Raw genomic sequence first — 24391 nt, 5'->3', positions numbered from 1 at the left:
GAGTAGGACGCCGCCAAGCAATCAAAAGACACGATCGTACATAAGCGATCGTGTCTTTTTCTGTTATTATGATCTTGGAAATGAATCAAACTACTGTAGGCTGTTTTATATATCTTCGTTTTAGAGATAAAACTCATTTTATACATAAAATACTGGCCTTCCCATCATCCAAGCTGTGATACAATAGGTGGGGTCTGTATAGAAACGGAACACGCAATGAGTACGAGGAGGAACTGAATTACGATGAAATCAGCCCCGTTTATTGCCGTGGAGGGTCCGATTGGTGCGGGGAAAACAACGTTGGCAACGATGCTTTCTCAGGAACTTAACCTTCCGCTGGTCAAGGAAATTGTAGAAGAGAATCCCTTTTTGGCTTCCTTCTATCAGGATATAGATGAGTGGAGCTTCCAGCTTGAGATGTTTTTCCTCTGTAACCGGTTCAAGCAACTGGAAGACACAGGTGCGCACTATATTAAGAAGAATACACCCGTCATTTCGGACTATCATATCTATAAAAATATGATTTTTGCTGATCGTACCTTAAAGGGAACGAAACGGGACAAATACCGTCAAATCTATCATCTCTTAACGGATGATCTGCCGAAACCCAATCTGGTGCTCTATATTGAGGCTGAACTCGATACATTGATGAACCGGATCAACAAACGTGGACGGTCTTTTGAACAGGATATGGACCCGGCTTATATGGAGCAGTTAATTGCAGATTATAAAACAGGTATGGCCTACCTGGCTGGCAGCCCGAATCCGCCAATAATTATTAAGGTGAATGCGGAGCAACTTGATTTTGTAGAGTATCCCGAACATTTCAAACAGATTGTTAATCAGGTAAAGGAGTATATCACATGAACAACTATGGCATTCCGACGAATGCATTAATTACGGTAGCAGGTACCGTTGGGGTGGGCAAATCCACGCTAACAGCGGCACTAGCAGAGCGATTAAGCTTCAAGACTTCTCTTGAGCAAGTCGACCATAATCCATATCTGGAGAAGTTCTATCATGACTTTGAACGTTGGAGCTTCCATTTACAGATATACTTCTTGGCAGAGCGCTTCAAGGAACAGAAGAAAATCTTTGAATTGGGCGGCGGATTTGTACAGGATCGTTCTATTTATGAGGATACAGGTATCTTTGCGCAAATGCATGCAGATCAGGGCACAATGTCGGCTACAGATTTTGAGACGTACAGCAGTTTGTTTGAAGCGATGGTAATGACACCTTATTTCCCTCATCCGGACGTACTGATTTACCTGGAAGGCAGTCTGCCATCCATTCTGAATCGAATTACGGAACGCGGACGGGAGATGGAAATCCAGACGGACCGTTCCTACTGGGAGCATATGCATGAGCGCTATTCGGTATGGATTAATCAGTTTACGGCCTGTCCAGTACTGCGTTTGAACATCGATGAGTATGATGTGAATGACCCAGCATCGGTGGATGCCATTTTGGCACAGATTGCTGCTGTCATCAATCCTTCCAAGCGAGCTTAAGTGTATATAAAAACTGCCTTATGACAAGAGATAATTAGATTTATATAGTCTTCCCCTCTACGCCAGCGAAAGCTTATAGAGGGGAATTTTTTTCGTTATTTGGTCATAGGAGAATTCTCAAAAGATGTTTTTGACTTATGCTTTGTTAAGTAATACAGGAACCAGACGGCATGCCTCTGCTCATCCGTTGCTGCACATCGAAACGATTCCTTAATGTAAGGGTCATTTGCTTGATCTGCGACTTGTGAGTAAAACTCAACCGTGTTTTGCTCATCATTAAAAGCATAATCTATACCCGCGAAATACTCTGATGGACAATCCGGAGAAATTTGGACCGTAGGTTGCGTACCTGTTAACGAAACATAAATGGCGGAGAATTTTTGAAGATGTTCTAATTCATCAAGACGTATCTCCAGAATACGTGCTTTTTCCACTTCTGAGGGAGCTAATTCTGCCAGTTTTGCGTAACAGGCAATTGCTGAGGATTCTCCATTAATAGCTTTGGAAATTTGCGCTAACAGCATATTGTCATTCCGGTAATAGGGAACATAGTACATGGGGGGTACTCCTTCCTTCCAAACTCGTTTTAACCAGAATATGCGGTTAATGGGCGGGCGTTCCTATTTCTTAAAAAGTGGGGGAACGATACAAAAGCAGGGAGAAATTTGTTGAATAAAAGGAGTATTTGTGGTTTCATAGGAAAGGTGAATTCTGGAAAAGAAGCATAAGCATGACTCAGGAGGGAAAGACAACGTGGAAGAGAAACAAGGGATCAAGATTGGCATGCCAATCGTTGGTGGATTATTGGCAGCAGTTGTAGGAGGGATTGTGTGGGCAGTGATCGCTGCCATGACGGAAAGGGAGCTAGGGCTCATTGCTATCGTCATTGGGGCGCTCACAGGCTACGCGGTTGTATTGTTTTCGAACAAACGGATCGCGACGGTACACAAAGCCATTGCAGTCATTTTTGCACTTATCGGCATTTTGCTTGGAAAGTATCTGACGGTGGTGTATTTTACTTCCGAGTTGTTCAGCGATGCAAGCATGTTGGATCTGGTGTTCGATGGGGAGATGGTAAGTGCATTTGTGGAAACCTTTACGGATTATTTCAGTGAGCCGGTTGACCTTTTATTCATTGTACTGGCGATTGTATCGGCATGGCAGATTCCAGGACGGATGGCGAAGACCAGTCTGGCATCGGATGCTTCTTCGTCTGATCACGCTCCTAGAGCTTAACCGATGATAGCAGGAAGCAGACCTTTGTAATACAGGGACTGCCTTCATCTAAAAAGTACTCAGAGTGAATGACTGTAATGGTTTATTCACATTGCGGCTGAGATACTAAAAGAGGGACGTGACGCTTTGGGGCGTACGTCCCTTTTTTGTGTAAACTGAGTAATGTTGAATCCCTTCGACTGTCCAGCACATTTGCATGAACACGGAAAAGTTGTGGGAGAAGGGAGTTCTATTTAATACGATCATATTGCCTGTATCGAGAGAGCAAGCTTTCCTTAGCAATAGAAAGATCGAAATGGAACTACTTGTCTACCTCTGATTACGTGAGGATCGGATAATGTTATATGCGGAGTCAATCCAGGTCTGGATTAACTGTTCTGATCAGCAAACGCAGCCATGGCATCCCTCATAAATACAGCCAAGCCTTCACTGAATTGATCAATATTACGTGTAAAACGTTCGTCGTCTACGTACATTTGGCCCAACCCTCTGAAGGCTTCAGGAGAATAATTGCCCATATTGTTCAGATAGTTGTACCATTCCGAGATTCCGGCTTGAGCTTCGGCAGAGTTTGGATCCGTGTGACGAATTGCTGCAAGTCGAGTGTAGATTGAATTCATTTGATCGGATAGAGCTTTTTGCTCCCCAGGAGACTGGTTTTGTAACTTTTGATTAGCCTGATCCACTGCTTGGTCTCCCCAACGTTCCCGCGCTTCCTGCTCATACGGATTATGACTGAAATTAAACCCTTCAAATTGTTCTTTGGCTGTCATCTTAATTTCTCCTCTCACGTGTTGAACCGATTTATCAATGGTGGCGATCATTTGGTCCAACCGCTTGCGTTTCTCCAGCAAAATACGGCGATGCATATTTAGAGCTTCTTCTCGATCGAACGATGGATTGTTTATAATCTCCTTGATATCTTTCAGAGAGAAATCGAGTTCTTTAAAAAATATAATCTGCTGCAGCATTTCCAGATTGGCATCTGAATACAGTCGATATCCGGCAGAAGTCACTTCGTCCGGTGTTAACAGTCCGATCTCATCATAATGATGCAGTGTGCGCACACTGATTCCGACAAGTTCGGCGACTTCTTTTACTTTCATGGCCATGATTACAACCTCCTTACACCACCGATTGTACAGCGTCACGTTACGTGAGAGTCAACAAATAAAAATAAGATGCAGGCATGGAAGCTGCATCTTGAGAATGACTGAATGTGCTGCACCCTTTATCTGGTGCAGCACACGGGCTGGCGGTGCAGGGCATGGCTACGCCTGCATCCCGCGCACCGCTGCAGCGAACTTCGCAGCCGCTGCGCGTACATCGGCCGCGCCCGCAATGGCGGAGATGACGGCTACGCCGTCGGCTCCTGCCGCCATCACGGCGGCCGTGGTATCGGGCGTAATGCCGCCGATACCTACCACCGGAACTGCGATGCCTGCGGCGCGCAGTTCCGCTACCCCAGCGGGGCCCAGCACAGCGTGGGCATCCGCTTTGGACCGCGTCGGGTACATTGGCCCGACGCCAAGATAGTCGGCGCCCGCCTGCACCGCACGGCGGGCTTCCTCCGCGGAGTGGGCGGATACGCCAAGCATCCGCCCTTCTCCGATGCGGGCGCGTACCAGCGCCGCGTCCGCATCGTTCTGGCCGACATGGATGCCGTCGGCCTCCACCGCCACAGCCAGCTCCACATCATCGTTCACGATGAACGGTATCCCTTGCTGGCTGCACACCTCGCGAAGCCGCATCGCAAGCGTGATGCGGGCTTCGCCAACCAGAGCGCCAGTTCCTTTTTCCCGGAACTGGAACAGCGTAATGCCGCCAGCAATGGCCTGGCGCAGCACCTCCACCGGGTCACGCGTCGTATTCACGCTGCCCATGACCAAATACACCTGCATCGCAAGCCGTACTGCTTCTGCATCCAGAGGGCGCATTACTGTTCACCCCGCAGTCTGCGCTGATACGCAAAATGATTCGTCGGTCCATGTCCGGCCCCAATCCCCAGCTCATCTTCGATGGCTGCCTGAATGAATGCTCGCGCGGTGATGACGGCAGCCAGTAAAGTTGAGCCCTTCGCTAATTCGGCAGTAATGGCCGCGGAATACGTACAACCCGTTCCATGGGTATGCCTTGTCACCACCCGAACATTCTCCAAATAGTGAAAAGACTGCCCATCATAAAGCACATCGACAATCATGCCACTCCCCTCATCATGACCACCTTTCACCAAAGCATACGTGGAGCCCATCTGCACGATTCGTCTTGCAGCTTCTTCGCGCTGACTCAAATTTATAATAGACATTCCAGTAAGAAGCTCGGCTTCCGGAATGTTCGGGGTCGTGATCAGTGCATGAGGCAGCAGCTCTGTAATTAGCGCTTGAACGGCCTCCTGCTGTAGCAGGGGAGCGCCTCCTTTGGCAACCATAACCGGATCGATGACCAGATTGGACCAGCCATATTGCTGCCATTTCTCGGCAACCAGTTTAATGATTTCGGCACTATAGAGCATGCCCGTCTTCACGGCTGTAGGATGAAAATCATCACCGGTCGAATCCAACTGTTGAGCGATACCATCGTAAGGAATAGGGAAGACGCCCTGCACACCTGTTGTATTCTGGGCAGCAATGGCTGTAATTACAGTCATGCCGTATACACCGAGCTCCTGAAAGGTCTTCAGGTCTGCTTGAATTCCGGCCCCGCCACCGTTATCGGAACCAGCAATCGTTAAAGCCTGCGCAATACTCATTGCGTACCCCCATCAATCTGGCGAATCTGTGCCCGCTCTGCGAGAATGTCAGGTGTCACTTGAGCCAGTTGATTCAGCAATTCGATCTGGAAGCTGCCCGGTCCCAGCTCAGCGGTATGTTCCGCCGCAATCTCTGCTGCAACACCATAGAAAGCGAGTGCCTCCACAACACTGCCGAGCAAGTCGTCTCCCGGTTTCGCTATGGCTGCAAAAGCACCAATTACCGAGCTGAGCAAGCAGCCTGCACCAGTCACTTGGGTAAGCAGGGCATGTCCATTACTCGTCAGGAATGTCGTTTGTCCATCTGTAATGACATCCTCGCGTCCGGTAATGACGACCACACAGCCGAGTTTTTGTGCTGCCCGTTCTGCTATTCCAATTCGATCGCCCTCGCCTTGACCGGCATCTACACCTTTGATACTCCAACGCTCACCGATGACATTGGCGACTTCTGCCACATTGCCCCGCAACACCGTGAGGCGAAGCTCACGAACGAGCATCTGAACGGTTTCCGTACGATAGGCGGTCGCGCCAGCTCCCACCGGATCGAGCACAACAGGCACGTTATTTGAATTAGCTGATTGACCCGCCAGGCGGATCGCCTTGACCACCTTTTCGTCCAGTGTGCCAATGTTCAGTACAACCGCTCCCGACATCTTGGCAACATCAGCGACTTCTTCATGCGCATAGGCCATAAAGGGAGATGCACCTAGTGCAAGCAAACCGTTGGCCGTAAACGGAGCGACGACAATATTCGTAATGTTATGAACAAGCGGATTTTGCATACGAACACGTTCCAGATAAGACATATGAGTTCCTCCTTATAAATAAGCAATTTGAGAACAAAAGCAGGCAGGGCAGAGTTGCCCTTATATCAGTTGCTAACTCTGCAACGTTGCCGGTTTCCAATTAATGACGGGAGTTAAACGTTATTCCCGGATAGCTGCAAAGTCCATATAGAAAAGCCTGATAGAAGGCCCTCATCCTCGTTAAAGATTCCATTCGTCCCAATCTAATCCCGAAACTACTCTTGTGAGCGACACCTTTCTTACTCGCCCTGTAGATTAATAAAAGCATCCTCAGCCTTCACCGAATCCGGAATCAATTCACTTTGAACGAGCCATGCCCGAACATTTTCCCAAGAAGAGACGTCCTGCCTGCCAAACGGCTGACTTTCTTCATTCATCAATGGCAGTAAAATATTCAGACTTTGGGTTTCAATCTCCGGGTCAAGTGGAGAGGTTTCGTTCTCATGCGCCAGCAGGATGTTCAGCGCGTCTTCGGGGTGCTCTGTCACATATTTCTGTCCTTCTTGTATCGCTTTAATGAAGCGGGTAAGCTGATCCTTTTTCGCTTCAATGCCCGCATCACTCGCAGTGAGGACCAGTTCGTAATAATCAGGTACACCGTAATCGACAGGATTGATCGATTTCATGGCATGGCCTTCCTTTTCCAGAATCAATTGTTCATGGTTAATAAAACCACCCATAATGGCATCTGCCTGTCCGGAAGCCAGGGAAGGGATCAGGTCAAATCCCACATCCACCAGATTCATCTTGTCGGGATTACCGCCATCCTGGCTGATCATGGTACGCACCATCGCTTCATACAGAGGGATTGAGGAATAGCCAACCGTCTGCCCTTCGAGATCTTTTGGTGACTTCACTTTACCGTCTGCGTCGGTCAACAGATGCACAAGCGGATGACGAACGACGGCTGCAATCGAACGTACAGGAATGTTCTCCCCACGAGCGAGCAAGATTTGCGGCTGGTAGCTTAGTGCCAGATCGATTTTCCCGGCGGCAACAAGTTTGAGTGAGTCATTGGTATCGGCAGGCATCTGGATATCGACATCTAGACCTTGATCCGCGAAGTAACCTTTTTCCTGAGCAACATAGATGAAGGAATGCACTGCATTCGGGTACCAATCGAGCATGATGGACAGCTTGTCTTTGGATGCCGATGGCGTTTCTATAGCAGATGATTCTGTATCGTTTGCATTGAAATTTGAATCTGTAGCAGGTGTATTGGTAACCGTATTTCCGCATCCGCTGACGATCAGCAACAGGGTCATAAGCAGAATGGGGAGCAGGGAATAGATATGCTTTTTATTCATAACGTAAAGTTCCTCGTTTCTTTTGTTTTCTGTTTTGAAATCCGAAAGTTATCCAGTTTTTCTTCTACCTGCATGCCGTGATGTACCGAATCTTCTCTCCATCCATGCAATGAGTACAAACAGGGCGATACCAAGCAGGGATAACAGCACGATGGCGGCGAACATGGCATCCGTGTTCATATTGCTCGACATTCTGCGGCTGAAGTAACCAAGGCCCTTGCTTCCACCGAGCCATTCACCGATCGTTGCACCGACCACACAATACACCACAGACATTTTCAGTCCCGAAAAGAAGGAGGGAAGGGCAAGTGGAATCTGGAGTTTGCGAAAAATATCCCACTTGCTGGCCCCCATCGTCAGCAGCAGTTCACGCTGCTCCGGATCACCCTGACGCAGGCCATCGTAGGTGCTCACCACTATCGGGAAAAATGCAATCAGGAACACCACCGCAACTTTACTCCACAAGGTGTAGCCAAACCACAAGATGAAGACGGGGGATAGGGCAATCAGCGGGATCGTCTGACTGATCACGATGAAGGGATATAACGCTTTTTCAATCGACCGATTCATATGCATACCAGTTGCAAGTACAATTCCGGCAACAATGGACAAGCCAAAACCAACGGCAACCTCCATCAAGGTAGCAGGCAGATGTGTAGCCAACAAGAGGTGGCGATGATCATACAGCGAACGGGCAATCGCCGTCGGGGCTGGAATGATGAAGGAAGGCACCCATCCCATACGCACAACCCACTCCCAGATGACAAGCAGCAAGAGCATGAGCAAAAAAAACAGACCATAACGGGCAAGCCAACCTCTTATGCTATCCTTCATGCTGTCTCTCAAGTTACCGTATCGCATGCAATTGTTCCTCCAATAGTCGTCTCATCTGAACGAGAGCCGGTTCGTAGATCATGTCCGAATGTCTTGGACGTGCCAAAGGTACCGTCAGATCCTGCAGCTGTTGGCCTTGGCCCCCCGGAGTTAACAGGATAATCCGATCACTGAGCAGCAGGGCTTCTTCAATGTCATGTGTGATGAACAACACGGTTTTGCCCATGCCTTCCCAGAGCTCCAGTAGCCAGCGATGCATCTCCCGTTTGGTCAGGGCATCGAGTGCACCGAATGGTTCATCCAGCAGCATAAGTTGGCCACCTGTCAGCAAAGTGCGAAGCAGCGCGACACGCTGGCGCATACCACCTGACAGCTCGTTCGGGTAAGCATTCGCGTGGCCGGATAAGCCAAATCTGTCGAGACCAGCCAGAATGTCCGCTCGTATCCTTACCTTATCCTGCCGACCTGGAGTAAGTTCAGAGGGGAGCATGCAATTCTCCATGACGGTTCTCCAAGATAAAAGGAGGTCCTTTTGCGGCATGTAGGCCACCTGCCCCAGTCGCTTTCCTTCTTGAACCCAAGGAATGTCAATGGTTCCGTGTGTTGGCTCAAGCAAGCCTGCCAGCAGCTTGAACAGGGTACTTTTGCCGGAGCCGCTGGAACCGATGAGCGAGACAAATTCGCCTTTGGCTACACGCATCGACACATTGGAGAGCACGGGGGAATCCCTTTTTCCCGGGAAAGCGTAGCTCATGTTGTGAATGGTTATGTCGTTATCCATCTCGTTCCGTCCCCCCTTGTGATTCAAAATTCAAACCGCAGGATCTTTAATTACACCTTCTGATCTGCCAGCAGAACGCGAAAAAGACCCACCCATTTCCGGAGAAATGAGTGGGTCTGTAAGTTCAATTCACATTAAATTTCATCATCAACATGAAAAAATCCGCTTACTGAGAGGCCGCTCCACTTCCCTCCGCTGGTATGATCCAGATCAGGTTCAAAGGGTCCGAATCGTTCGATTCGTCTCAGCCGCAAGGCTCCCCTAGTGCAATGTTTAAGATATACAGTTGTGTGTTCAGCATATATCACATGCAAGTGGAATGTAAAGAGTGTGGCCTAAAAGAAGTGTGAGTACTGTGAGTCAGGAAAGTAATCCAGGATTCTAATCGTTTGAATGTAACAGTGAATCAAGCTCACCGATCAGACGGGCAATCTGCTCAGGTGTACCAATCGTAATTCGAAGCCAGGTAGGCATACCGAATTCGGCACCGCCGCGAACAGAGATGCCTCTGTGCAACAATTTTTGGGTAATTGGGCCACTATCCTGCAACAGATCCACCATGATGAAATTTGTTTCGGAAGGGATATAGGGTAATTTCCACTGCTCCAAGGACTGCATTAACGTTTCCCGTCCCTGACGATTGTAGTGCAGGCAATGAGAAACAAATTCATGATCATCCAGGCTGGCCGAAGCAGCGGCTTGGGATGTGACTGTCAGACTGATGGGCAGCTTGACCCGGTTAATGCCTTCAATGATGCTTTCATTCCCGATGCCATATCCAATTCGCAGGCCGGCCAGTCCATATATTTTGGAGAAGGTACGCAAAATAATCAGATTATTATACTGCTCCAGCAGCTTAACCGTATCAGGATAATCTTCACTTTCCGCGAATTCATAATACGCTTCGTCCAGGACAACCACGACATGGGAGGGCACATGTTCGAGTAAACCGAGCAGGGCATCTGCCGTGAAAATGGTTCCTGTTGGATTATTCGGATTGCACAGCCAGATGATTCGGGTAGAAGCATTGATCCGCTGCCGGAATTGCTCCAGATCCAGCGAATGGTTGACCAACGGAACTTCGTGGATGACCCCGCCTGCCAGCAGCGTAGCGCCCTTATACCAGTTAAAGGAGGGCACCGGAATGAGTGATTCCTCGCCGGGATTAAGATAAGCTTGGGCGGTAAGGGTTAGGAGCTCGAAAGATCCACTGCCAAATACGAGTTGGGAGGTACGCACTCCCAGACGTTCCGCAAGTTTGTCACGCAGCAGTTGGCTGGAACTATCGGGGTATTGAGCCAAAAGATCGGAACCCAGTGATCTGACCGCTTCCGCTGCCAGGGGAGAAGAGCCAAACGGGTTCTCGTTCGCTGCAAGTCGATCTACACTTTCCAGTCCCAATTCCCGCCGGATCTGTTCCATGGATTTGGCAGGTGTATAAGCCGGAATTTGATTTAACAGATCTTTAACAGGAGGAGAGGGAACGGTTGAGAGGGATTGCATAATCATACCTTCTTTCCAATGGAATTAGATCGAGAATGATATCTGTTTCTGGGCTATCTGCTGTGGTGTCTCTTGTGGAGGAGTCAACAACCGATTCAGAATCAGGTTCTCAAAATGAGCAAACCCGCTGTCCCGAACGCGCGGCCGCTCCAGCGTAATTCGGGTATCCATCGTGATATGGCCATCCTCGATTAACAGCACCCTGTCAGCCAGCGCAACCGCCTCGCTGACATCATGCGTGACCAGAATGACGGTCAGATCTTCTTCTACCCACAAGCGTTCGATTAATTGCTGCATCTCGATTCGGGTCAATGCATCCAATGCACCCAGCGGTTCATCCAGCAGCAGTAAGCGCGGATGACTTGCGAGTGCCCTTGCCAAGGCGACACGTTGTTTTTGTCCGCCAGATAATACCCCCGGCCAGTCACCTTCACGCTCTCCAAGTCCTACATTGCGAAGCGACTGGCGTGCATCGTCCTTGTTCTTGTCGGGGATGCCCAGCCGTACATTGTCGAGCACCGATTTCCAAGGCAGCAGCCGGGCTTCCTGAAATAGAAACCGTGTCTCGGGTGCTGTGCTGCCAAGCTTTCTGTTGCCCAGCATAATGCTCCCGGAAGAAGGGGATTCCAGCCCGGCGATCAGACGCAGCAACGTGCTTTTGCCACAGCCGCTTCGTCCAACGATGGCTACAAATTCCCCTTGTCTTACGTTGACATTGATGTCGGATAGAATCGTCCGCTGATCATACGATTTCTGAACCCCATCTACTTGAAGAAAAGGACTGATCTGACTTGTGCTCATGGATCAATTCACGCTCCTTTGGCTTTACTTGCGGGATAGGGCCGGGTTCCAGCGCAGCCAGCGCCGTTCCAGCCATTTGGCGATGGTATCGGACAGTTTGCCCAGCAGGGCATATAGCAGAATGCTTAAGACGATTACATCCATCTGCATGAATTCCCGCGCGTTCATCGCCATGTAGCCAATCCCCGCATCCGCCGCAACTGTCTCGGCTACGATAAGGGTCAGCCACATAATGCCAAGTGCATAACGAATACCTACGAGAATGGAAGGCAGTGCTCCAGGCAGGATAATGTCTTTATAAAGGGACCAACGGCTGAGGCCATATACTTTGCCCATTTCAATCAGACCGGGATCGACCGATCGTATGCCGTGGAACGTATTCAGATATACCGGAAAGAATACTCCCAGGGAAACGAGAAATAATTTTGCTTCTTCACCGATCCCGAACCACACAATAACGAGGGGGATCAAGGACAGATGCGGAATGTTACGGATCATCTGCACCGAGGAGTCTGCGATCTTTTCCGCAAGGGAGGAGATGCCGTTCAGCACTCCCAGCAGGAAACCCAGCCCCCCACCAATGAGGAATCCTCCCAAAGCTCGTCTGGCACTAATACTGATGTTGTTCAGTAGTTCACCGTTACCAAGCAGACGAATGAAGGCCTCCAGTACCTGAGCGGGACGGGGCAAAATATTGGCTGCAACAACTCCGGATGCAGTCAGCCATTGCCACAAAGCCAGAATGAGTAGTGGTACAACAAAAGGGATGAACTGGTTAAACCATGCCCGGTTAAAGGTTTTGGACCGCACGTTATGCCTACCTCCTTGTTTCCTTCGTTATTGAGTACCTGGAGCTGGAAGTTGATCTTGAAGTGCATCACTCCAGAATGTGCTCACATCGACTGCCTGCTCAAAAATTCCCGCTTGCTGAAACGTATCCGCTACGTCCTGTTCGGACTTGATGGCCTCATCAGAAATGGCAACAATACGTGATGGGCGTTGTGCTTCTCCATCCGTGTAGGTTTTAAGGGCTTGTTCCACCGGCTGGTGGGTATTGTCTGCTGTAATTTGAGCCCACGCATCCTTATTGGCACGAGCCCAATCATTGAATTTGTTGATTCGCTCCAGATAATCGGCTAGGGCCTCTTTCTGTTCCACATTTGCAATAGCCTGATCGGACGCGGCTACCAGGAAGCTGCCTGACAAGATATCTTTGGCGCTGGCGAGCGCTGTTGCTTCATTCTGATGTGCCGAGATGATGGCATTGCCGTAACTGGCAAGGGCATCCACTTTCCCGCTAATCAGGGCGCTGAGTCCGTCGGCTGTTGAAAGTTCGACCGGACTGATGTCACTCCAGGTTAATCCGGCTTCCTCCAGCATTTTGAGCAGGAAATAGTGGGCCGTTGTATTTTTAACGAAAGCAACTTTCTTGTCTTTCAGGTCAGCAACTGATTTGATAGAAGAACCTTTGGGAACAACGACCTCCTGATTTAAGGTGCTGCCTTGTTGTACCGCAATAATTTTGAAGTTTCCACCATTGGCAGCCTGAGATGCAAAAATGGGCGGAATTTCACTGGTCACACCAAAGTCCAATTGATTTGCAGCCATCGCTTCGAGGATCAGGTTACCTCCCTGAAATACGTTATAAGTGACTTTATAGGGGGTGTCATCGAGTCCGGCGGCTTCTAGTCCCAATTCGAGATTGCCCCATCCGGTCTGACCAACACGAATGGTAACGTCTTTATTCGAAGCAGCTGATGCGGCTGTCGGTGTTGTGCCTGTACCTGCGGCCTGATTGTCAGCTCCGGCAGAGCAGCCGGAAATCAGCAACAACAGAAGCGCGCTCAGAAAGGCAGTTAAGGGAAGAGTGTAGTGGCGGTTTGGACGGATCATAGGGAGGAAACCTCCTTGGTGTATGTACTGTTTTCACTGACCTGACTGGGTGCTATGAATGTTTGGCCGATGCGGTCAGCCTGAAGAATGGCTTCGGTTACCTGCTCCGTGCTAACTCCGAAGGAGAGATGTGCCGCACTGCCTTGCCGCAGCTGTAGTCCTGCTGCAATGCGTGCAGCAGCTTCCTGAGGTTGTTGTTGTATGCCGAGTTGGGCAAGAGTGATAGGCAGATTCAACTTATGTAACAGAGTGATTAGCTCATGAAGCTCATCTCCTGCTTTGCCCTCAAGAATCCACTGGGTAAAGAGTCCAAAGGCTACCTTCTCTCCATGTAGCGAAGCGTGTGTTTCGGGTAATTTGGTCAGGCTGTCATGTAGCCCATGAGCAATCGCGGCATGCAGTGATCCATCGCTAATACTGCCTACAAGGCCTGCGAGCACAATAATGGCATCGGCAACATCACGGAATTGAGGTGTACTGCCGGTTGTATCAGTGGATTCATAGACATCGATGGCGTGCGCTTCGAGAATATCGAGTGCAAGCTTGGCAGTGCTGACACTGTTTCGGAGAGTGAGGCTGGTGGCATTGCCACTTAGATTAACGGCGAACTCATGCCATTTTACGAGTGTATCACCGATGCCAGCGGCCAAATACCGCCTTGGTGCACTCGCCAGAATATGAGGATCTGCCAGAACGAGATTAGGCGAACGGCGCAAGGGACGGTAGCCTGCAGATTGGCCCTGTTCATCATAGAGCACGGTTAAGGCAGACCAGGCAGCGCAGGTTGCGGCAATCGTCGGGACCGTTACAATGGGCAATTGGGCTTGCTCAGCCACCGCTTTGGACAAATCGAGCACTTTACCCCCACCGACGCCGATAATCAGATCCACATCCAGATCGAAAGCTTGCTGCGTAAAAGTATCAATCTGGCCTGTCGTAACCTCACCGTAAAACCATTGCACATGGAACTTGATCTTATGCTCCTCCAGTGAAGGAAGAAGGTAAGGCTGTACGGCTTTTAATGCAGACTCACCGGCGATAATCAGAACATGCTGCCCAAGCTGTGCAATCCGTGAACCACTTTGCTCAAGAATGTTAGCTTCGTGTACATATACTGCGGGTGCCTTAACCGTAATCATGAATACACTCTCCTTATAGCTTATTATTCTTACGTTTTAACTTGGTTTTAAATTGTTTAGATTCTAGCATTGCGTTTCGGCAACCACAATAACCCGGACAATCAATACATCCTATACTTCGATTGAAAGAATCTATAAGTGAACGTATTTAATGGATTCGAGGAGAAAAGGAAATTAACAGGCTGGTCGATTTACCTCGGCTCCCGAACCCGATATAATAGTGGTGGCACATATGGGCCGGATCACAAATGAGGGTGGGACTGTTCTCCCTCTAAGCAGAATGGGGACCCCGAGTTGAAAACGTTCAAGAAAGTATATATTGAGATCACAAGTATATGTAATCTGGCATGCAGCTTCTGTCCACAGACCAAACGTGCCAAAAATTTCATTGACCCTGAAGTCTTCAACAATATATTGGATCAGATCAAACCCCATACCAAACATATTTATTTACATGTCAAAGGTGAGCCGTTGCTTCATCCCAAAATTGATCTGTTACTGGATTCAGCGCATGAGAAGGGATTCAAGGTTAACATTACGACAAACGGTACGCTACTGCCCAAGACCCAGCACAAACTGCTCGGCAAACCGGCGCTGCGTCAGATGAACTTCTCTTTGCACAGCTTTGATGGTCATGAAGGTTCCACAGACCGTGAGGGCTATCTAGGCAATGTGTTGTCATTTGTGCGGGAAGCAGTGAAGCACAATGTCATTATTTCATTCCGACTCTGGAATCTGACACAGGATAACTTCACGAATGCGCAGATGAACCGAAACCGGGAGACGCTGGAGGTTCTTGAACGTGAGTTCAATCTGGATTTCCGTATTGAGGAGAAGGTTGTGCCGGGGAGCGGTGTCAAAATTGCCCCGAATGTGTATCTGAATCAGGATCATGAATTCCAGTGGCCGAGTCTGGATGCACCCGAAGATGATGGTAAAGGCTTCTGCCATGCGCTTCGCAGTCAAGCTGCCGTGCTTGTCGATGGAACTGTAGTTCCATGCTGTCTCGATGGTGAGGGTGTAATTAACTTGGGCAACGTTCATGAAAAATCGTTCTCAGAGATTGTAGATGGTGAACGAGCCAACAATCTGTTCTATGGTTTCTCCAAGCGGGAAGCAGTGGAGGAATTATGTCGGAAGTGCGGATATCGTCAGCGGTTTGGCGCTTAGCGTAATTTAATATATATCATGAGATTCAAAATAATTGAGATCACGTTGTCTGGAAACAGATAAAGTGGTCTTTCGTTTTTTTCTAGAACGGTAAAGGAAATATAGCCATAGAGTAAAAGTTGTAAAAGAAGCATACCCGAAGTTGAGAACGGCATATTACACAATGGAGTACGAAGCAAATAAGGCCTAAATCACAGGTATAAAGCTATCATCTCGATATCTAAGCTAATGATTATTATCGTAACATTCCTTTTTTGGTAGGATCAGGGTAGGTTCCGATCCAGAGGTGCACCTCTGATCGGTTCCTTGAGGACAAGCTTATGCTTGTACGCCAATTCATCAGAATAAGGGAGGATTTAAGTGATGAAAAAAATGTTGACGTTGTTGCTGTCTGCCGGTCTGGTTGCTTCATTGTTCGGTGCAATTCCAGCTTTTGCTGCACCTACTGTTGTGAACTCAACGATTATTGTAGCCAAGGGAGAAACGTTTGACGGCAAAGGCCAAACTTATGTAGCCAATCCTTCCACCCTGGGAGATGGATCTCAAGCGGGAGATCAGAAGCCGGTATTTCGGTTGGAGGCAGGTGCCACACTCAAAAATGTAATTATTGGTTCACCTGCAGCTGACGGTGTTCATTGTTACGGTAACTGTTCTATTTCGAATGTGGTATGGCAGGACGTGGGCGAGGATGCACTGACGCTGAAGTCTTCCGGAACGGTCAACATCACTGGTGGAGCAGCTTACAAGGCCTATGATAAAGTATTTCAAATGAATGCAGCCGGAACGATTAACATTAAAAATTTCCGTGCAGACGACATTGGCAAGCTGGTGCGTCAGAATGGCGGAACAACCTTCGCCGTGAACATGACGCTCGACAACTCAGACATCTCCAATGTCAAAGATTCCATTATGCGTACGGACAGCAGTACATCGCAAGGCAAAATTACAAATACCCGTTACTCCAAAGTACCGACCTTGTTTAAAGGCTTTGCATCGGGCAAAACAAGTCAATCCGGAAATACACAATATTAAAAAAGGAGCTGCTCGTTTTTAACAATTTTCTCTAACGACATGAAGCATCCCCTGCTCGCATTAATTTGGTCTAATGAACCTGAGACACCTTATTCGCTGCCATTTGCACTGAATTAACGTTACTGAGGTTCATTTGCAAGTTTGACGCATCGCTCTGACCAGAGGTGTGATCAAGATTACCAAAATGGGAGGCCCTTTCGAGACAACCCTTGGTGTAATCTAAAGGCTGCATGCAAGAAATACAGGTGGGAGAAGAGTCATATCGCGCATAAATAAAACATATAGTTAAACACTCTTTCTTCTAGTTTAAACTGATTTTTCCTTGTCGGGATTGTCACAATTACCCATGTGTTGTACAGTAGAAGCAATGAAATAAGTGAACCGGGAGCTCAATGAAGTTGGGCTGAGAGAGCGGCCTTGTGCCGCTGACCGTATATCTGATCTGGGTAATGCCAGCGTAGAGAACATGAATTTGCGATGTGCAATGTTTAAGCGATAAGGGATAGAACATAAATGTCAGCGTTTCTTGAGTGCAGCGGAATTTTTCTGTTGTGTCGGGGATGGTGTCGTTTGTTTTCTACATTCTCTATATCTGCCTAATGCGTAGCATCGTAAGAATTGTAAACTGTGCGTATGGCCTGCCTGGGAACCGAGGAGGCTTTTTTGTTTGTTGTTTTATTATTTATTTTAAATCAAGGGAAACAGAGGAAGGAAGTAGAAAACATGTCAACAGCAGCAGGCAGCAACAGATTGAAGTTAACCGATATTTTGGTAACGATTGTGATTGCAGTGGTCTTTGGGGTGATCTACAAAATATGGGGACCTACATATGATCTGATGAAGCCATTCGGCGTTCATGCGGAGCAGATGGTTTATGGCATGTGGTTTATGGCGGGCACCTTTGCCTTTGTAATCATTCGGAAGCCAGGTGTAGCCATTCTGGCTGAAGTTGCGGCATCCACGGTGAGTGCTTTTCTCGGAAGTGAGTGGGGCATGTCCACACTGGTATATGGGCTGCTGCAAGGGCTGGGAGCGGAGATTTTCTTCGCCGCATTTCTGTATCGGAAAAGCAATCTGTTCGTCACCTGCCTTGCGGCTATTGGTGCAGCGGCGGCTTCACTTGTACTGGATTATCAGTACGGGTACATTGATTCCCTCACGGCTTGGAACTACACGCTGTTTATCGGGTTCCGCTTCATTGGCAGTATTCTGATTGCAGGTGTATTCGCCTATTATCTTGCCAAAGCGCTGGAGCTTACAGGTGTAACACGATCCCTTAGACCGGTGTCGAAGCAGGATTATGAGGCGTTGGACTAGATGAATGAAATGGATAATGTGCAAGCGGTAGGTGTTACGAATCTAAGATGCAAGTTCCCGGGAGAGAAGGCCTTGGTGTTCCAAGGCTTGTCTCTCTCTGTGCGTCAAGGGGAGAAAGTATTGTTACTTGGACCCAGCGGCTCTGGCAAATCGACCTTGCTGCAGATTCTAAGCGGTTTGATTCCGAGATCAGTGGAGATTCCGATGAAATGTGATGACATTCAGGTACCTGAACAGCCGGGCATAGTTTTTCAAGATCCGGATACCCAGTTCTGTATGTCATATACGGATGAAGAGATTGCTTTTGTATTGGAGAACCGGAATATTCCACGCGAGCAGATGCCTGTACTTATCAAGCGATACCTGGAACAGGTCGGGTTATCTTTTGAACATAATCGCACACTCATTCAATCGATGTCTCAGGGCATGAAGCAGCGTCTTGCTATGGCTTCAATACTAGCCATGGAGCCAGATGTACTCTTTTTGGATGAACCAACGGCACTGCTGGATGATGAAGGAACCTCCCAGGTGTGGGATACGGTGAAACAGATTGCACAGGACAAAACGCTCATTATCGTGGAACATAAAATTAATGAAATTGTCGAGTGGGTAGACCGAATCATTGTATTGTCGCCTGAAGGAAAGATTGTGGCAGATGGCCCGGCAAATCAGGTGTTTACAGATGAGCGGAGTATGCTCAGGGCATACGGGATCTGGTATCCAGGGGTCTGGGCAGAACGAGGCCAATCGAAGGCACAGGCATGGGTCTCAGGAGAGGATAGCCGTTACGGTACAACAGAAACTGAAAGTATAGATTATAAGGAGGGGGAAACCTCTGTACTGCTCCAACCGGCCCTGGAAATGCAGCAATTCACCGGATGGCGCGGAAAAACGCCATTCATTCAGGTGGAGCAGGCAAAGGTATGGCATGGAGATTGGGTGGGAATTGTGGGGGTTAACGGGGCAGGTAAAAGTTCATTATTGCTATCCATGATGAATATTCTAAAAACGACAGGCCATTATGTTGTGGAAGGACAATCGGCCGGAAAAACCGAGCAGCTTGCCGATCACATTGCCTTTGTATTCCAGAATCCTGAATTTCAATTTGTGACGAATACAGTTCGGGATGAAGTGGAGTTTTCCCTGCTGAGCAGCAAGCTAACTGCCGAAGAAAGAGGTGTCCGAACCAATCATATGCTGGAGCAATTCGGATTGACTGACCTGTCAGAGAGGCATCCATATCAATTGTCGATGGGACAGAAACGGCGGCTGAGTGTAGCGTCAGCGCTGGTACGGGAACAGCATATTTTGTTGCTGGATGAGCCTACTTTTGGACAGGATGCGCGCAATACCTTTGCCATGTTATCACAGCTGGAACGGCTGCGGCGTGAAGGGACAGCCATCGTGATGGTTACGCATGATCGTGAAATCGTAAAACGTTATTGCAACCGAATCTGGACGGTGGATGAGGGGAGGTTAACGGATGCAGCTCTCGTTTCCTCATCGTGAGACCTGGCTTCACGCGGTGAATCCGGGGTTGAAAATGATTTTTCTGACATTGCTGTTTGTCTTCGTCATCCTTGTTCACAACCTGAATGTAATGGCTAATGTGTCAGTTGTCATGCTGTTACTGCTGGGCTGGACAGGTCACCCATTGCCCCGATTGTTGCTGTATGCGTCTCCGTTCATTTTGGTATTTATATCAACTTCCACAGGTATGATCATGTTTGGTAAAGGCGAGACCACCTGGTTTCAATGGGGATTGATTCATATTACCGAAGAGAGCTTCTATCGCGGGCTGCATTTGGGATTTCGTTCCCTAAGTATGGCGGCGGCTGGATTGTTGTTCGGCCTGACGACCAAGCCTGTGCGTCTCTTTTATTCCCTCATGCAGCAGTGGAAGCTCCCACCCAAGTATGCTTATAGCTTTCTGGCGGCGATGCGCATGATTCCGATTTTGCTGGATGAATTCCAGACGCTGCGGTATGCCATCCGCATTCGGGGAACGAGGCAGCACGGTTCCCGCTGGAATGTATACGGCATACTGAAACGATATGCTATTCCGCTGCTTGCACAGAGTATTCGGCGCGCGCAGCGTATGGCGGTGGCGATGGAAGCGAAAGGGTTCAAGGAAGGCGGGAGCAGGACCTATTACATTCAGATCGGGTATTCCCGAGCTGATGTATGGTTTATGGGGTATTTTATCATCATGCTAATCGCTGCTTATATATTGGGAACCACATTCCCTTATCATTCAACCCTAGTGGATGTAAGGTAAGATCTGTAATTATTTCGTACCTTGCAAATATATTTGGGAGTAACAGTAACTTTTCCTTGTTCAAAACGTCTTTAATGGAAATAACTTCAAATAGATGAGGTGAACGAGTGTGAAGACAGGGTCGAAGTGGAAAAAGACGGGGTACCAATGGATCACTGTAACCGGAATAGCGGCCGTGCTGGTTACGGGGTTCATGCTGCTGGAGACGAATACGGAAACACAGGCAGGACAGGGCTCTGGTTCGACAACTCAAGCCTTATCTGCACAAGCGAAAACGACTTATAAACCGGGAGATACCTTGAATTTGGAGGCAGGTATACCCCTGTACACCCAAGTTATAGGTAACAAAGTGCCCGTTGATTTGATGGGAATACAGTACTACACTTCCAGCAATGAGAAAATCAAAGTACAAGCGGTTCGCGGCGAATGGATTCAATTCCAGGATTACAATAGAGGTGAACTCTGGATTCCCGGCTGGTATGCATCCAAGGAAAGTAGAAGCCTGAAGACTGTAACTCCCCAGACGTTCAGTCTTCGTCCTGGGAGTAAGCTGTATCTGGCTCCGGGAAGCTCGACAAGTTGGTCTCCAAGTCCAACGCTGACAGAACAGGCGTTAATTGTTGCAGCGACGAAGGATTGGTATGGCGTTTCTATTGCCCCGCAAGTCTGGAATAAGGAATCATTCATCTATCGTCCTGCATTGCTTTGGGTTAAAGCACAGGCTGTAGAGCAGCAAGTCATTGTAGCGGATGGTTGGTTTCAACAGGATGCATCGAAGTCCGCTTTGGCTGTACGTCATTTGACGGATATTATGCTGAACAAAAAAACAACCTCCAAACAAGTCAAACAATGGCTCGGTGAACCGGATTGGAAAGAGAATTCAGCCAATTTGAATGACACCGGTTATACGATGAGTATTGGACAGACCTGGCGATATGAGCGTGCAGACGCGCAATTTTTGGTGACATTCAATAAGAACGGCAAACTTGCCAGAACACGCTGGAATATACCGCAAGATGATCGGAACAATGTGGTGTCCGATTGGAGCTTCAGTCGTTCGGATGAATATGAATTCACAACCAAAATCACAGGCAAGTCATTGCCGATAACGCTACCTTGGAAACCAATATGGACAAATCAAGGGGATATCAACTATACCTTTTTGCAAGCAGCGACGGATGATCTGCTCTTGATGAAAGGGGATGACGGTGGATTTAGTGGTTTTCATTATGAGAGTTCAATGTATGCACTTGACCGACATTCCGGTAAGAAATTATGGGAGATCAATGCGGGGTATGGGAGACAGCAGGTAGAAGTAGATGCAGGACGCCAATACGTTACAATGTATACAGATTATGACCCTAACAAGAAAGAATACGTGGATCGTATACGCCACCTTCGATTGAAGAGCGGTGATGTCGTATGGGAGTATGCTCCCAAGCAAAAATTCAGATTGAACGGCATCACTGCCGCAAAGAATGTAGTTGTTGTGAGTAGTCCAGTTGTCGAAGGCTCAAGTAATAGCTGGTTAACGGTGTTGGACAGTGCAAATGGAAAAACATTATGGACAAGAAAACTTAGTACAGGATATCAACTGTTAAACAAAGGTTCAGATGACCCTTATGTGATGTATTGGGAGAATAATCAACTGGTCGCTGCGGAGCCTCATTCTGGCCGAACCGTATGGAGCATCAAGGTGGGTAAACCGACTGTGGATCATCCTGAGAACAATTCATACTTTGATGGAATATACCGTCTTGATCCCTTTGCGTCAACTCAGCCGGAACGCTGGATGTTGTTGAGAGATCAGTGGGTGTTGCTTGATCTGAATACTGGCAAGAAGCTTGCACAATTCCCTGCTCGGAATGGACAGCAATTTGAGGTTCTGAGCGATGGCAAGCTGCTAATTCGTGATAACAAGAAAGGGGATATATACGGCGATTACGCAGACTTCACAACCACTCTGTACGATGCCAAGAGCGGGACAAGACGTTGGACGCTGGACAGCAAGATTGAACGAGGGTTCGTGGAGGACGATCAACTATACGTAATCAAAAATGGGTACCCAGCAGCCCTTGCATATGATACAGGAAAGACCCGTTGGTCCGCACAAAACACGATTTCGTCACTTCGATATCCTACCAATCAGGGGAGTTACGTTGTGATTGAAGACCAGCTTTTGCTGCCGATGGGTGAGGATCTCCTGGTTATGGATAAAAATAACGGGGCCTTGATCGGCCGTATACAAGATGTTGTAATGGGAACCCCGGAGCATCGTGATCGGGACGCGAAGAATGGAACCATCAACCGTCTTGGAAATGAAGTCTATATCGGGTCGTCGAACGGACGGTTCAGTAGATATGAAGCAAGTGATCTGAATGCAGATATCTCACGTTAAAGCTTGTTTCATGTCGAATGATGATTTATTATAAATAAACAGGATTGCTCGCGCTCCGGTTATCGGCTGTGCGGGCTTTCTTCATGTGTTCTTGAAGGACCATGTACGATCAATCGCAGGAGGAATCTCCCATGATTTCATTATACGGGGTAAGCAAGCGTTATAACGAGCATGGGTCCCGTGAAGATCAGGGATTCGTGGCGCTAAGCTCGGTTTCCCTGGAAGTAGGCCAGGGAGAGATCCATGGCATTATCGGCTCCAGTGGTGCAGGGAAATCCACGCTTCTGCGTATGCTCAATGGATTGGAGAAGCCAGATGACGGCGAAGTCATTGTGAATGGGCAGCAACTGACCCGGATGAGTGAGAATAGCCTGCGTCAGGCACGGAGGTCCATTGGCATGATTTTTCAGCACTTCAATCTGGTCAGCAATCGGACTGTAAGTGGCAATGTCTGCATGCCTCTGGAACTTGCGGGCGTCTCCCGGACTGAGCGGGTTGCACGAGGACTTGAGGTATTGAGATTTGTCGGACTTGAAGATAAGGCTAACCAGTATCCTGCACAGTTAAGTGGAGGGCAAAAGCAACGTGTCGCCATCGCCAGAGCACTTGCCAGCCGCCCGGATGTGCTGCTCTGTGATGAACCAACATCTTCGCTTGATCCGCAGACAACGAGTGGAATTCTGGATGTGCTGCGTCATGTCAATGAAACGCTGGGGGTAACTATTGTACTCGTTACACATGAGATGGAGGTTGCCCGAAAGCTCTGTGACCGGATATCGGTGATGAAAGAGGGACAGATCATCAAAACGCTGTCGGAAATGGAAGTACGCAGTATACCGGCACCGAAGCCGGATCTTCTAACCTCCTTGTTGATGGGTGAAGATGAACCTATGAGCGGACGAAATACCTCTCTTCATGGCGGTCAGGAGGACAATAATGATGATACCTGAGTCTGTTGTGAAGTATCAGCATGAAATTTGGCAGGCCATTGGGGAGACGTTTGTCATGGTGGGGATCTCCATCACTGCGGCTGTGTTAATCGGGTTGCCCCTAGGTACATTGCTGTATCTGTTCAGAAGAGGGCAACGTTATCAGAATCGACCTCTGTTCATGATTCTGGGAAGTCTAGTCAACATCATTCGTTCCTTCCCGTTTCTGCTGCTAGTCGTATTTATGATTCCGTTCACACGTATGATCGTTGGAACATCTATCGGGACACTCGCAGCAACCGTGCCGCTCTCGGTCATTGCCATTGCTTATTACGCCAGACTGGTAGAACAGGCTTTGCTTGATGTACCGAAGGGTGTGGTTGAAGCTGCTTCTTCCATGGGTGCATCGACCATACAGCTTGTGGTGAAATTCCTGTATGTGGAGGCTCGCTCAAGTCTCGTACTCGGCTTAACAACCGCAACCATCAGTTTTATCTCTTACTCTACGGTCATGGGTATTGTCGGTGGTGGAGGTGTTGGTGATTTTGCGATTCGTTACGGTTATCAGCGATTCGAGACGGAGATTATGGTATTTACGATTATCATTATGATCATCCTGGTACAGATGATCCAATTTACTGGCAGCAGAGTGTCCCGCTGGCTTGATCGCAGATCCTGAAGAAGGACAAGCACAAGCAGTG

General features: G+C 48.4%; 24 protein-coding genes and 1 riboswitch. Of the genes, 11 read left to right on the top strand and 13 right to left on the bottom strand.

The features are described from left to right. Nucleotides 1–243 precede the first annotated feature (243 nt). The gene (locus DC345_RS29540; protein WP_113056173.1) at nucleotides 244–867 is read left to right on the top strand and encodes a deoxynucleoside kinase; all 624 of its coding nucleotides are present in this window, start codon (nucleotides 244–246) and stop codon (nucleotides 865–867) included. Then, on the top strand, nucleotides 864–1514 hold the full coding sequence (locus DC345_RS29535) for a deoxynucleoside kinase (RefSeq protein ID WP_113056172.1): 651 nt from the start codon (nucleotides 864–866) through the stop codon (nucleotides 1512–1514). The genes DC345_RS29540 and DC345_RS29535 overlap by 4 nt, the downstream gene beginning before the upstream one ends. 95 nt (nucleotides 1515–1609) lie before the next feature. On the opposite strand, the gene DC345_RS29530 is transcribed toward DC345_RS29535, so the two are convergent. Further along, nucleotides 1610–2071, bottom strand: a complete 462-nt coding sequence (locus DC345_RS29530; protein ID WP_113056171.1) for a ferritin-like domain-containing protein — start codon at nucleotides 2069–2071, stop codon at nucleotides 1610–1612. Between the two features lie 196 nt (nucleotides 2072–2267). Here DC345_RS29530 and DC345_RS29525 point away from each other — a divergent pair, with 196 nt between their 5' ends. Beyond that, nucleotides 2268–2750, top strand: a complete 483-nt coding sequence (locus DC345_RS29525; RefSeq protein WP_113056170.1) for a hypothetical protein — start codon at nucleotides 2268–2270, stop codon at nucleotides 2748–2750. 368 nt (nucleotides 2751–3118) lie between these two features. Here DC345_RS29525 and DC345_RS29520 read toward each other — a convergent pair whose 3' ends face one another. The 12 genes from DC345_RS29520 to DC345_RS29465 all read right to left on the bottom strand — a co-directional run bounded on the left by DC345_RS29520 (nucleotide 3119) and on the right by DC345_RS29465 (nucleotide 14566). After that, the gene (locus DC345_RS29520; protein ID WP_113056169.1) at nucleotides 3119–3862 is read right to left on the bottom strand and encodes a MerR family transcriptional regulator; all 744 of its coding nucleotides are present in this window, start codon (nucleotides 3860–3862) and stop codon (nucleotides 3119–3121) included. Nucleotides 3863–4021: 159 nt separating this feature from the next. Next, on the bottom strand, nucleotides 4022–4687 hold the full coding sequence (thiE, locus tag DC345_RS29515) for a thiamine phosphate synthase (RefSeq protein ID WP_113056168.1): 666 nt from the start codon (nucleotides 4685–4687) through the stop codon (nucleotides 4022–4024). Beyond that, complete coding sequence (gene thiD / locus DC345_RS29510) at nucleotides 4687–5499, bottom strand: bifunctional hydroxymethylpyrimidine kinase/phosphomethylpyrimidine kinase (RefSeq protein WP_113056167.1); 813 nt, start codon at nucleotides 5497–5499, stop codon at nucleotides 4687–4689. Before thiD ends, thiE begins: the two co-directional genes overlap by 1 nt. Next, on the bottom strand, nucleotides 5496–6308 hold the full coding sequence (thiM, locus tag DC345_RS29505) for a hydroxyethylthiazole kinase (RefSeq protein WP_113056166.1): 813 nt from the start codon (nucleotides 6306–6308) through the stop codon (nucleotides 5496–5498). The genes thiD and thiM overlap by 4 nt, the downstream gene beginning before the upstream one ends. A gap of 239 nt (nucleotides 6309–6547) precedes the next feature. After that, nucleotides 6548–7615, bottom strand: a complete 1068-nt coding sequence (locus tag DC345_RS29500) for an ABC transporter substrate-binding protein (RefSeq protein WP_113056165.1) — start codon at nucleotides 7613–7615, stop codon at nucleotides 6548–6550. Nucleotides 7616–7663: 48 nt separating this feature from the next. Further along, on the bottom strand, nucleotides 7664–8476 hold the full coding sequence (locus DC345_RS29495) for an ABC transporter permease (protein ID WP_397333791.1): 813 nt from the start codon (nucleotides 8474–8476) through the stop codon (nucleotides 7664–7666). Further along, on the bottom strand, nucleotides 8463–9230 hold the full coding sequence (locus DC345_RS29490) for an ABC transporter ATP-binding protein (RefSeq protein ID WP_113056164.1): 768 nt from the start codon (nucleotides 9228–9230) through the stop codon (nucleotides 8463–8465). The genes DC345_RS29495 and DC345_RS29490 overlap by 14 nt, the downstream gene beginning before the upstream one ends. Before the next feature lie 170 nt (nucleotides 9231–9400). Further along, nucleotides 9401–9503, bottom strand: a riboswitch (TPP riboswitch). Between the two features lie 108 nt (nucleotides 9504–9611). Then, nucleotides 9612–10733 (bottom strand): histidinol-phosphate transaminase, encoded by a 1122-nt coding sequence (hisC, locus tag DC345_RS29485; protein ID WP_113056163.1) that lies wholly within the window; start codon nucleotides 10731–10733, stop codon nucleotides 9612–9614. A gap of 24 nt (nucleotides 10734–10757) precedes the next feature. Next, nucleotides 10758–11534 carry an ATP-binding cassette domain-containing protein gene (locus tag DC345_RS29480; RefSeq protein WP_113056162.1) on the bottom strand — a complete coding sequence of 259 codons (777 nt, stop codon included), beginning with the start codon at nucleotides 11532–11534 and terminating at the stop codon, nucleotides 10758–10760. 24 nt (nucleotides 11535–11558) lie between these two features. Continuing rightward, nucleotides 11559–12344, bottom strand: a complete 786-nt coding sequence (locus DC345_RS29475) for an ABC transporter permease subunit (protein ID WP_113056161.1) — start codon at nucleotides 12342–12344, stop codon at nucleotides 11559–11561. Nucleotides 12345–12371: 27 nt separating this feature from the next. Beyond that, nucleotides 12372–13427 carry an ABC transporter substrate-binding protein gene (locus DC345_RS29470; protein ID WP_113056160.1) on the bottom strand — a complete coding sequence of 352 codons (1056 nt, stop codon included), beginning with the start codon at nucleotides 13425–13427 and terminating at the stop codon, nucleotides 12372–12374. Next, complete coding sequence (locus tag DC345_RS29465; protein ID WP_113056159.1) at nucleotides 13424–14566, bottom strand: iron-containing alcohol dehydrogenase family protein; 1143 nt, start codon at nucleotides 14564–14566, stop codon at nucleotides 13424–13426. The genes DC345_RS29470 and DC345_RS29465 overlap by 4 nt, the downstream gene beginning before the upstream one ends. Before the next feature lie 294 nt (nucleotides 14567–14860). Here DC345_RS29465 and DC345_RS29460 point away from each other — a divergent pair, with 294 nt between their 5' ends. From DC345_RS29460 to DC345_RS29425, 8 genes are all read left to right on the top strand, one after another. Continuing rightward, nucleotides 14861–15736 carry a radical SAM/SPASM domain-containing protein gene (locus DC345_RS29460; RefSeq protein ID WP_064640556.1) on the top strand — a complete coding sequence of 292 codons (876 nt, stop codon included), beginning with the start codon at nucleotides 14861–14863 and terminating at the stop codon, nucleotides 15734–15736. A gap of 363 nt (nucleotides 15737–16099) precedes the next feature. Continuing rightward, nucleotides 16100–16768 (top strand): pectate lyase, encoded by a 669-nt coding sequence (locus DC345_RS29455; protein WP_113056158.1) that lies wholly within the window; start codon nucleotides 16100–16102, stop codon nucleotides 16766–16768. A gap of 723 nt (nucleotides 16769–17491) precedes the next feature. Beyond that, nucleotides 17492–18085: an ECF transporter S component gene (locus DC345_RS29450; protein WP_113056176.1), complete on the top strand. Its 594-nt coding sequence runs from the start codon at nucleotides 17492–17494 to the stop codon at nucleotides 18083–18085. Beyond that, complete coding sequence (locus DC345_RS29445; protein ID WP_113056157.1) at nucleotides 18086–19594, top strand: ABC transporter ATP-binding protein; 1509 nt, start codon at nucleotides 18086–18088, stop codon at nucleotides 19592–19594. After that, nucleotides 19569–20363 (top strand): energy-coupling factor transporter transmembrane component T family protein, encoded by a 795-nt coding sequence (locus DC345_RS29440; protein WP_113056156.1) that lies wholly within the window; start codon nucleotides 19569–19571, stop codon nucleotides 20361–20363. The genes DC345_RS29445 and DC345_RS29440 overlap by 26 nt, the downstream gene beginning before the upstream one ends. A gap of 109 nt (nucleotides 20364–20472) precedes the next feature. Then, on the top strand, nucleotides 20473–22761 hold the full coding sequence (locus DC345_RS29435) for an outer membrane protein assembly factor BamB family protein (RefSeq protein WP_113056155.1): 2289 nt from the start codon (nucleotides 20473–20475) through the stop codon (nucleotides 22759–22761). A gap of 131 nt (nucleotides 22762–22892) precedes the next feature. Then, complete coding sequence (locus tag DC345_RS29430) at nucleotides 22893–23711, top strand: methionine ABC transporter ATP-binding protein (protein WP_113056154.1); 819 nt, start codon at nucleotides 22893–22895, stop codon at nucleotides 23709–23711. Next, nucleotides 23698–24369, top strand: coding sequence for a methionine ABC transporter permease (locus tag DC345_RS29425; protein WP_113056153.1), 672 nt, complete (start codon nucleotides 23698–23700; stop codon nucleotides 24367–24369). The genes DC345_RS29430 and DC345_RS29425 overlap by 14 nt, the downstream gene beginning before the upstream one ends. The last annotated feature ends 22 nt before the right edge of the window (nucleotides 24370–24391 follow it).

This window comes from Paenibacillus taichungensis (assembly GCF_003287275.1).
Lineage (GTDB): Bacteria > Bacillota > Bacilli > Paenibacillales > Paenibacillaceae > Paenibacillus > Paenibacillus taichungensis_A.
Note: the sequence above shows the minus strand (reverse complement) of the source record. Positions and strands in the feature narration are given on the sequence as shown.

Bases quoted from the DNA above. Each gene is read 5' to 3' on its own strand.
- DC345_RS29480 (WP_113056162.1), bottom strand. From the start codon at position 11,534: ATGAGCACAAGTCAGATCAGTCCTTTTCTTCAAGTAGATGGGGTTCAG.
- DC345_RS29465 (WP_113056159.1), bottom strand. From the start codon at position 14,566: ATGATTACGGTTAAGGCACCCGCAGTATATGTACACGAAGCTAACATT.
- DC345_RS29425 (WP_113056153.1), top strand. From the start codon at position 23,698: ATGATGATACCTGAGTCTGTTGTGAAGTATCAGCATGAAATTTGGCAG.
- DC345_RS29495 (WP_397333791.1), bottom strand. From the start codon at position 8,476: ATGCGATACGGTAACTTGAGAGACAGCATGAAGGATAGCATAAGAGGT.
- DC345_RS29450 (WP_113056176.1), top strand. From the start codon at position 17,492: ATGTCAACAGCAGCAGGCAGCAACAGATTGAAGTTAACCGATATTTTG.
- DC345_RS29430 (WP_113056154.1), top strand. From the start codon at position 22,893: ATGATTTCATTATACGGGGTAAGCAAGCGTTATAACGAGCATGGGTCC.
- DC345_RS29490 (WP_113056164.1), bottom strand. From the start codon at position 9,230: ATGGATAACGACATAACCATTCACAACATGAGCTACGCTTTCCCGGGA.
- thiM (WP_113056166.1), bottom strand. From the start codon at position 6,308: ATGTCTTATCTGGAACGTGTTCGTATGCAAAATCCGCTTGTTCATAAC.
- thiE (WP_113056168.1), bottom strand. From the start codon at position 4,687: ATGCGCCCTCTGGATGCAGAAGCAGTACGGCTTGCGATGCAGGTGTAT.
- DC345_RS29455 (WP_113056158.1), top strand. From the start codon at position 16,100: ATGAAAAAAATGTTGACGTTGTTGCTGTCTGCCGGTCTGGTTGCTTCA.
- thiD (WP_113056167.1), bottom strand. From the start codon at position 5,499: ATGAGTATTGCGCAGGCTTTAACGATTGCTGGTTCCGATAACGGTGGC.
- DC345_RS29445 (WP_113056157.1), top strand. From the start codon at position 18,086: ATGAATGAAATGGATAATGTGCAAGCGGTAGGTGTTACGAATCTAAGA.
- DC345_RS29470 (WP_113056160.1), bottom strand. From the start codon at position 13,427: ATGATCCGTCCAAACCGCCACTACACTCTTCCCTTAACTGCCTTTCTG.
- hisC (WP_113056163.1), bottom strand. From the start codon at position 10,733: ATGCAATCCCTCTCAACCGTTCCCTCTCCTCCTGTTAAAGATCTGTTA.
- DC345_RS29500 (WP_113056165.1), bottom strand. From the start codon at position 7,615: ATGAATAAAAAGCATATCTATTCCCTGCTCCCCATTCTGCTTATGACC.
- DC345_RS29440 (WP_113056156.1), top strand. From the start codon at position 19,569: ATGCAGCTCTCGTTTCCTCATCGTGAGACCTGGCTTCACGCGGTGAAT.
- DC345_RS29520 (WP_113056169.1), bottom strand. From the start codon at position 3,862: ATGGCCATGAAAGTAAAAGAAGTCGCCGAACTTGTCGGAATCAGTGTG.
- DC345_RS29540 (WP_113056173.1), top strand. From the start codon at position 244: ATGAAATCAGCCCCGTTTATTGCCGTGGAGGGTCCGATTGGTGCGGGG.
- DC345_RS29535 (WP_113056172.1), top strand. From the start codon at position 864: ATGAACAACTATGGCATTCCGACGAATGCATTAATTACGGTAGCAGGT.
- DC345_RS29530 (WP_113056171.1), bottom strand. From the start codon at position 2,071: ATGTACTATGTTCCCTATTACCGGAATGACAATATGCTGTTAGCGCAA.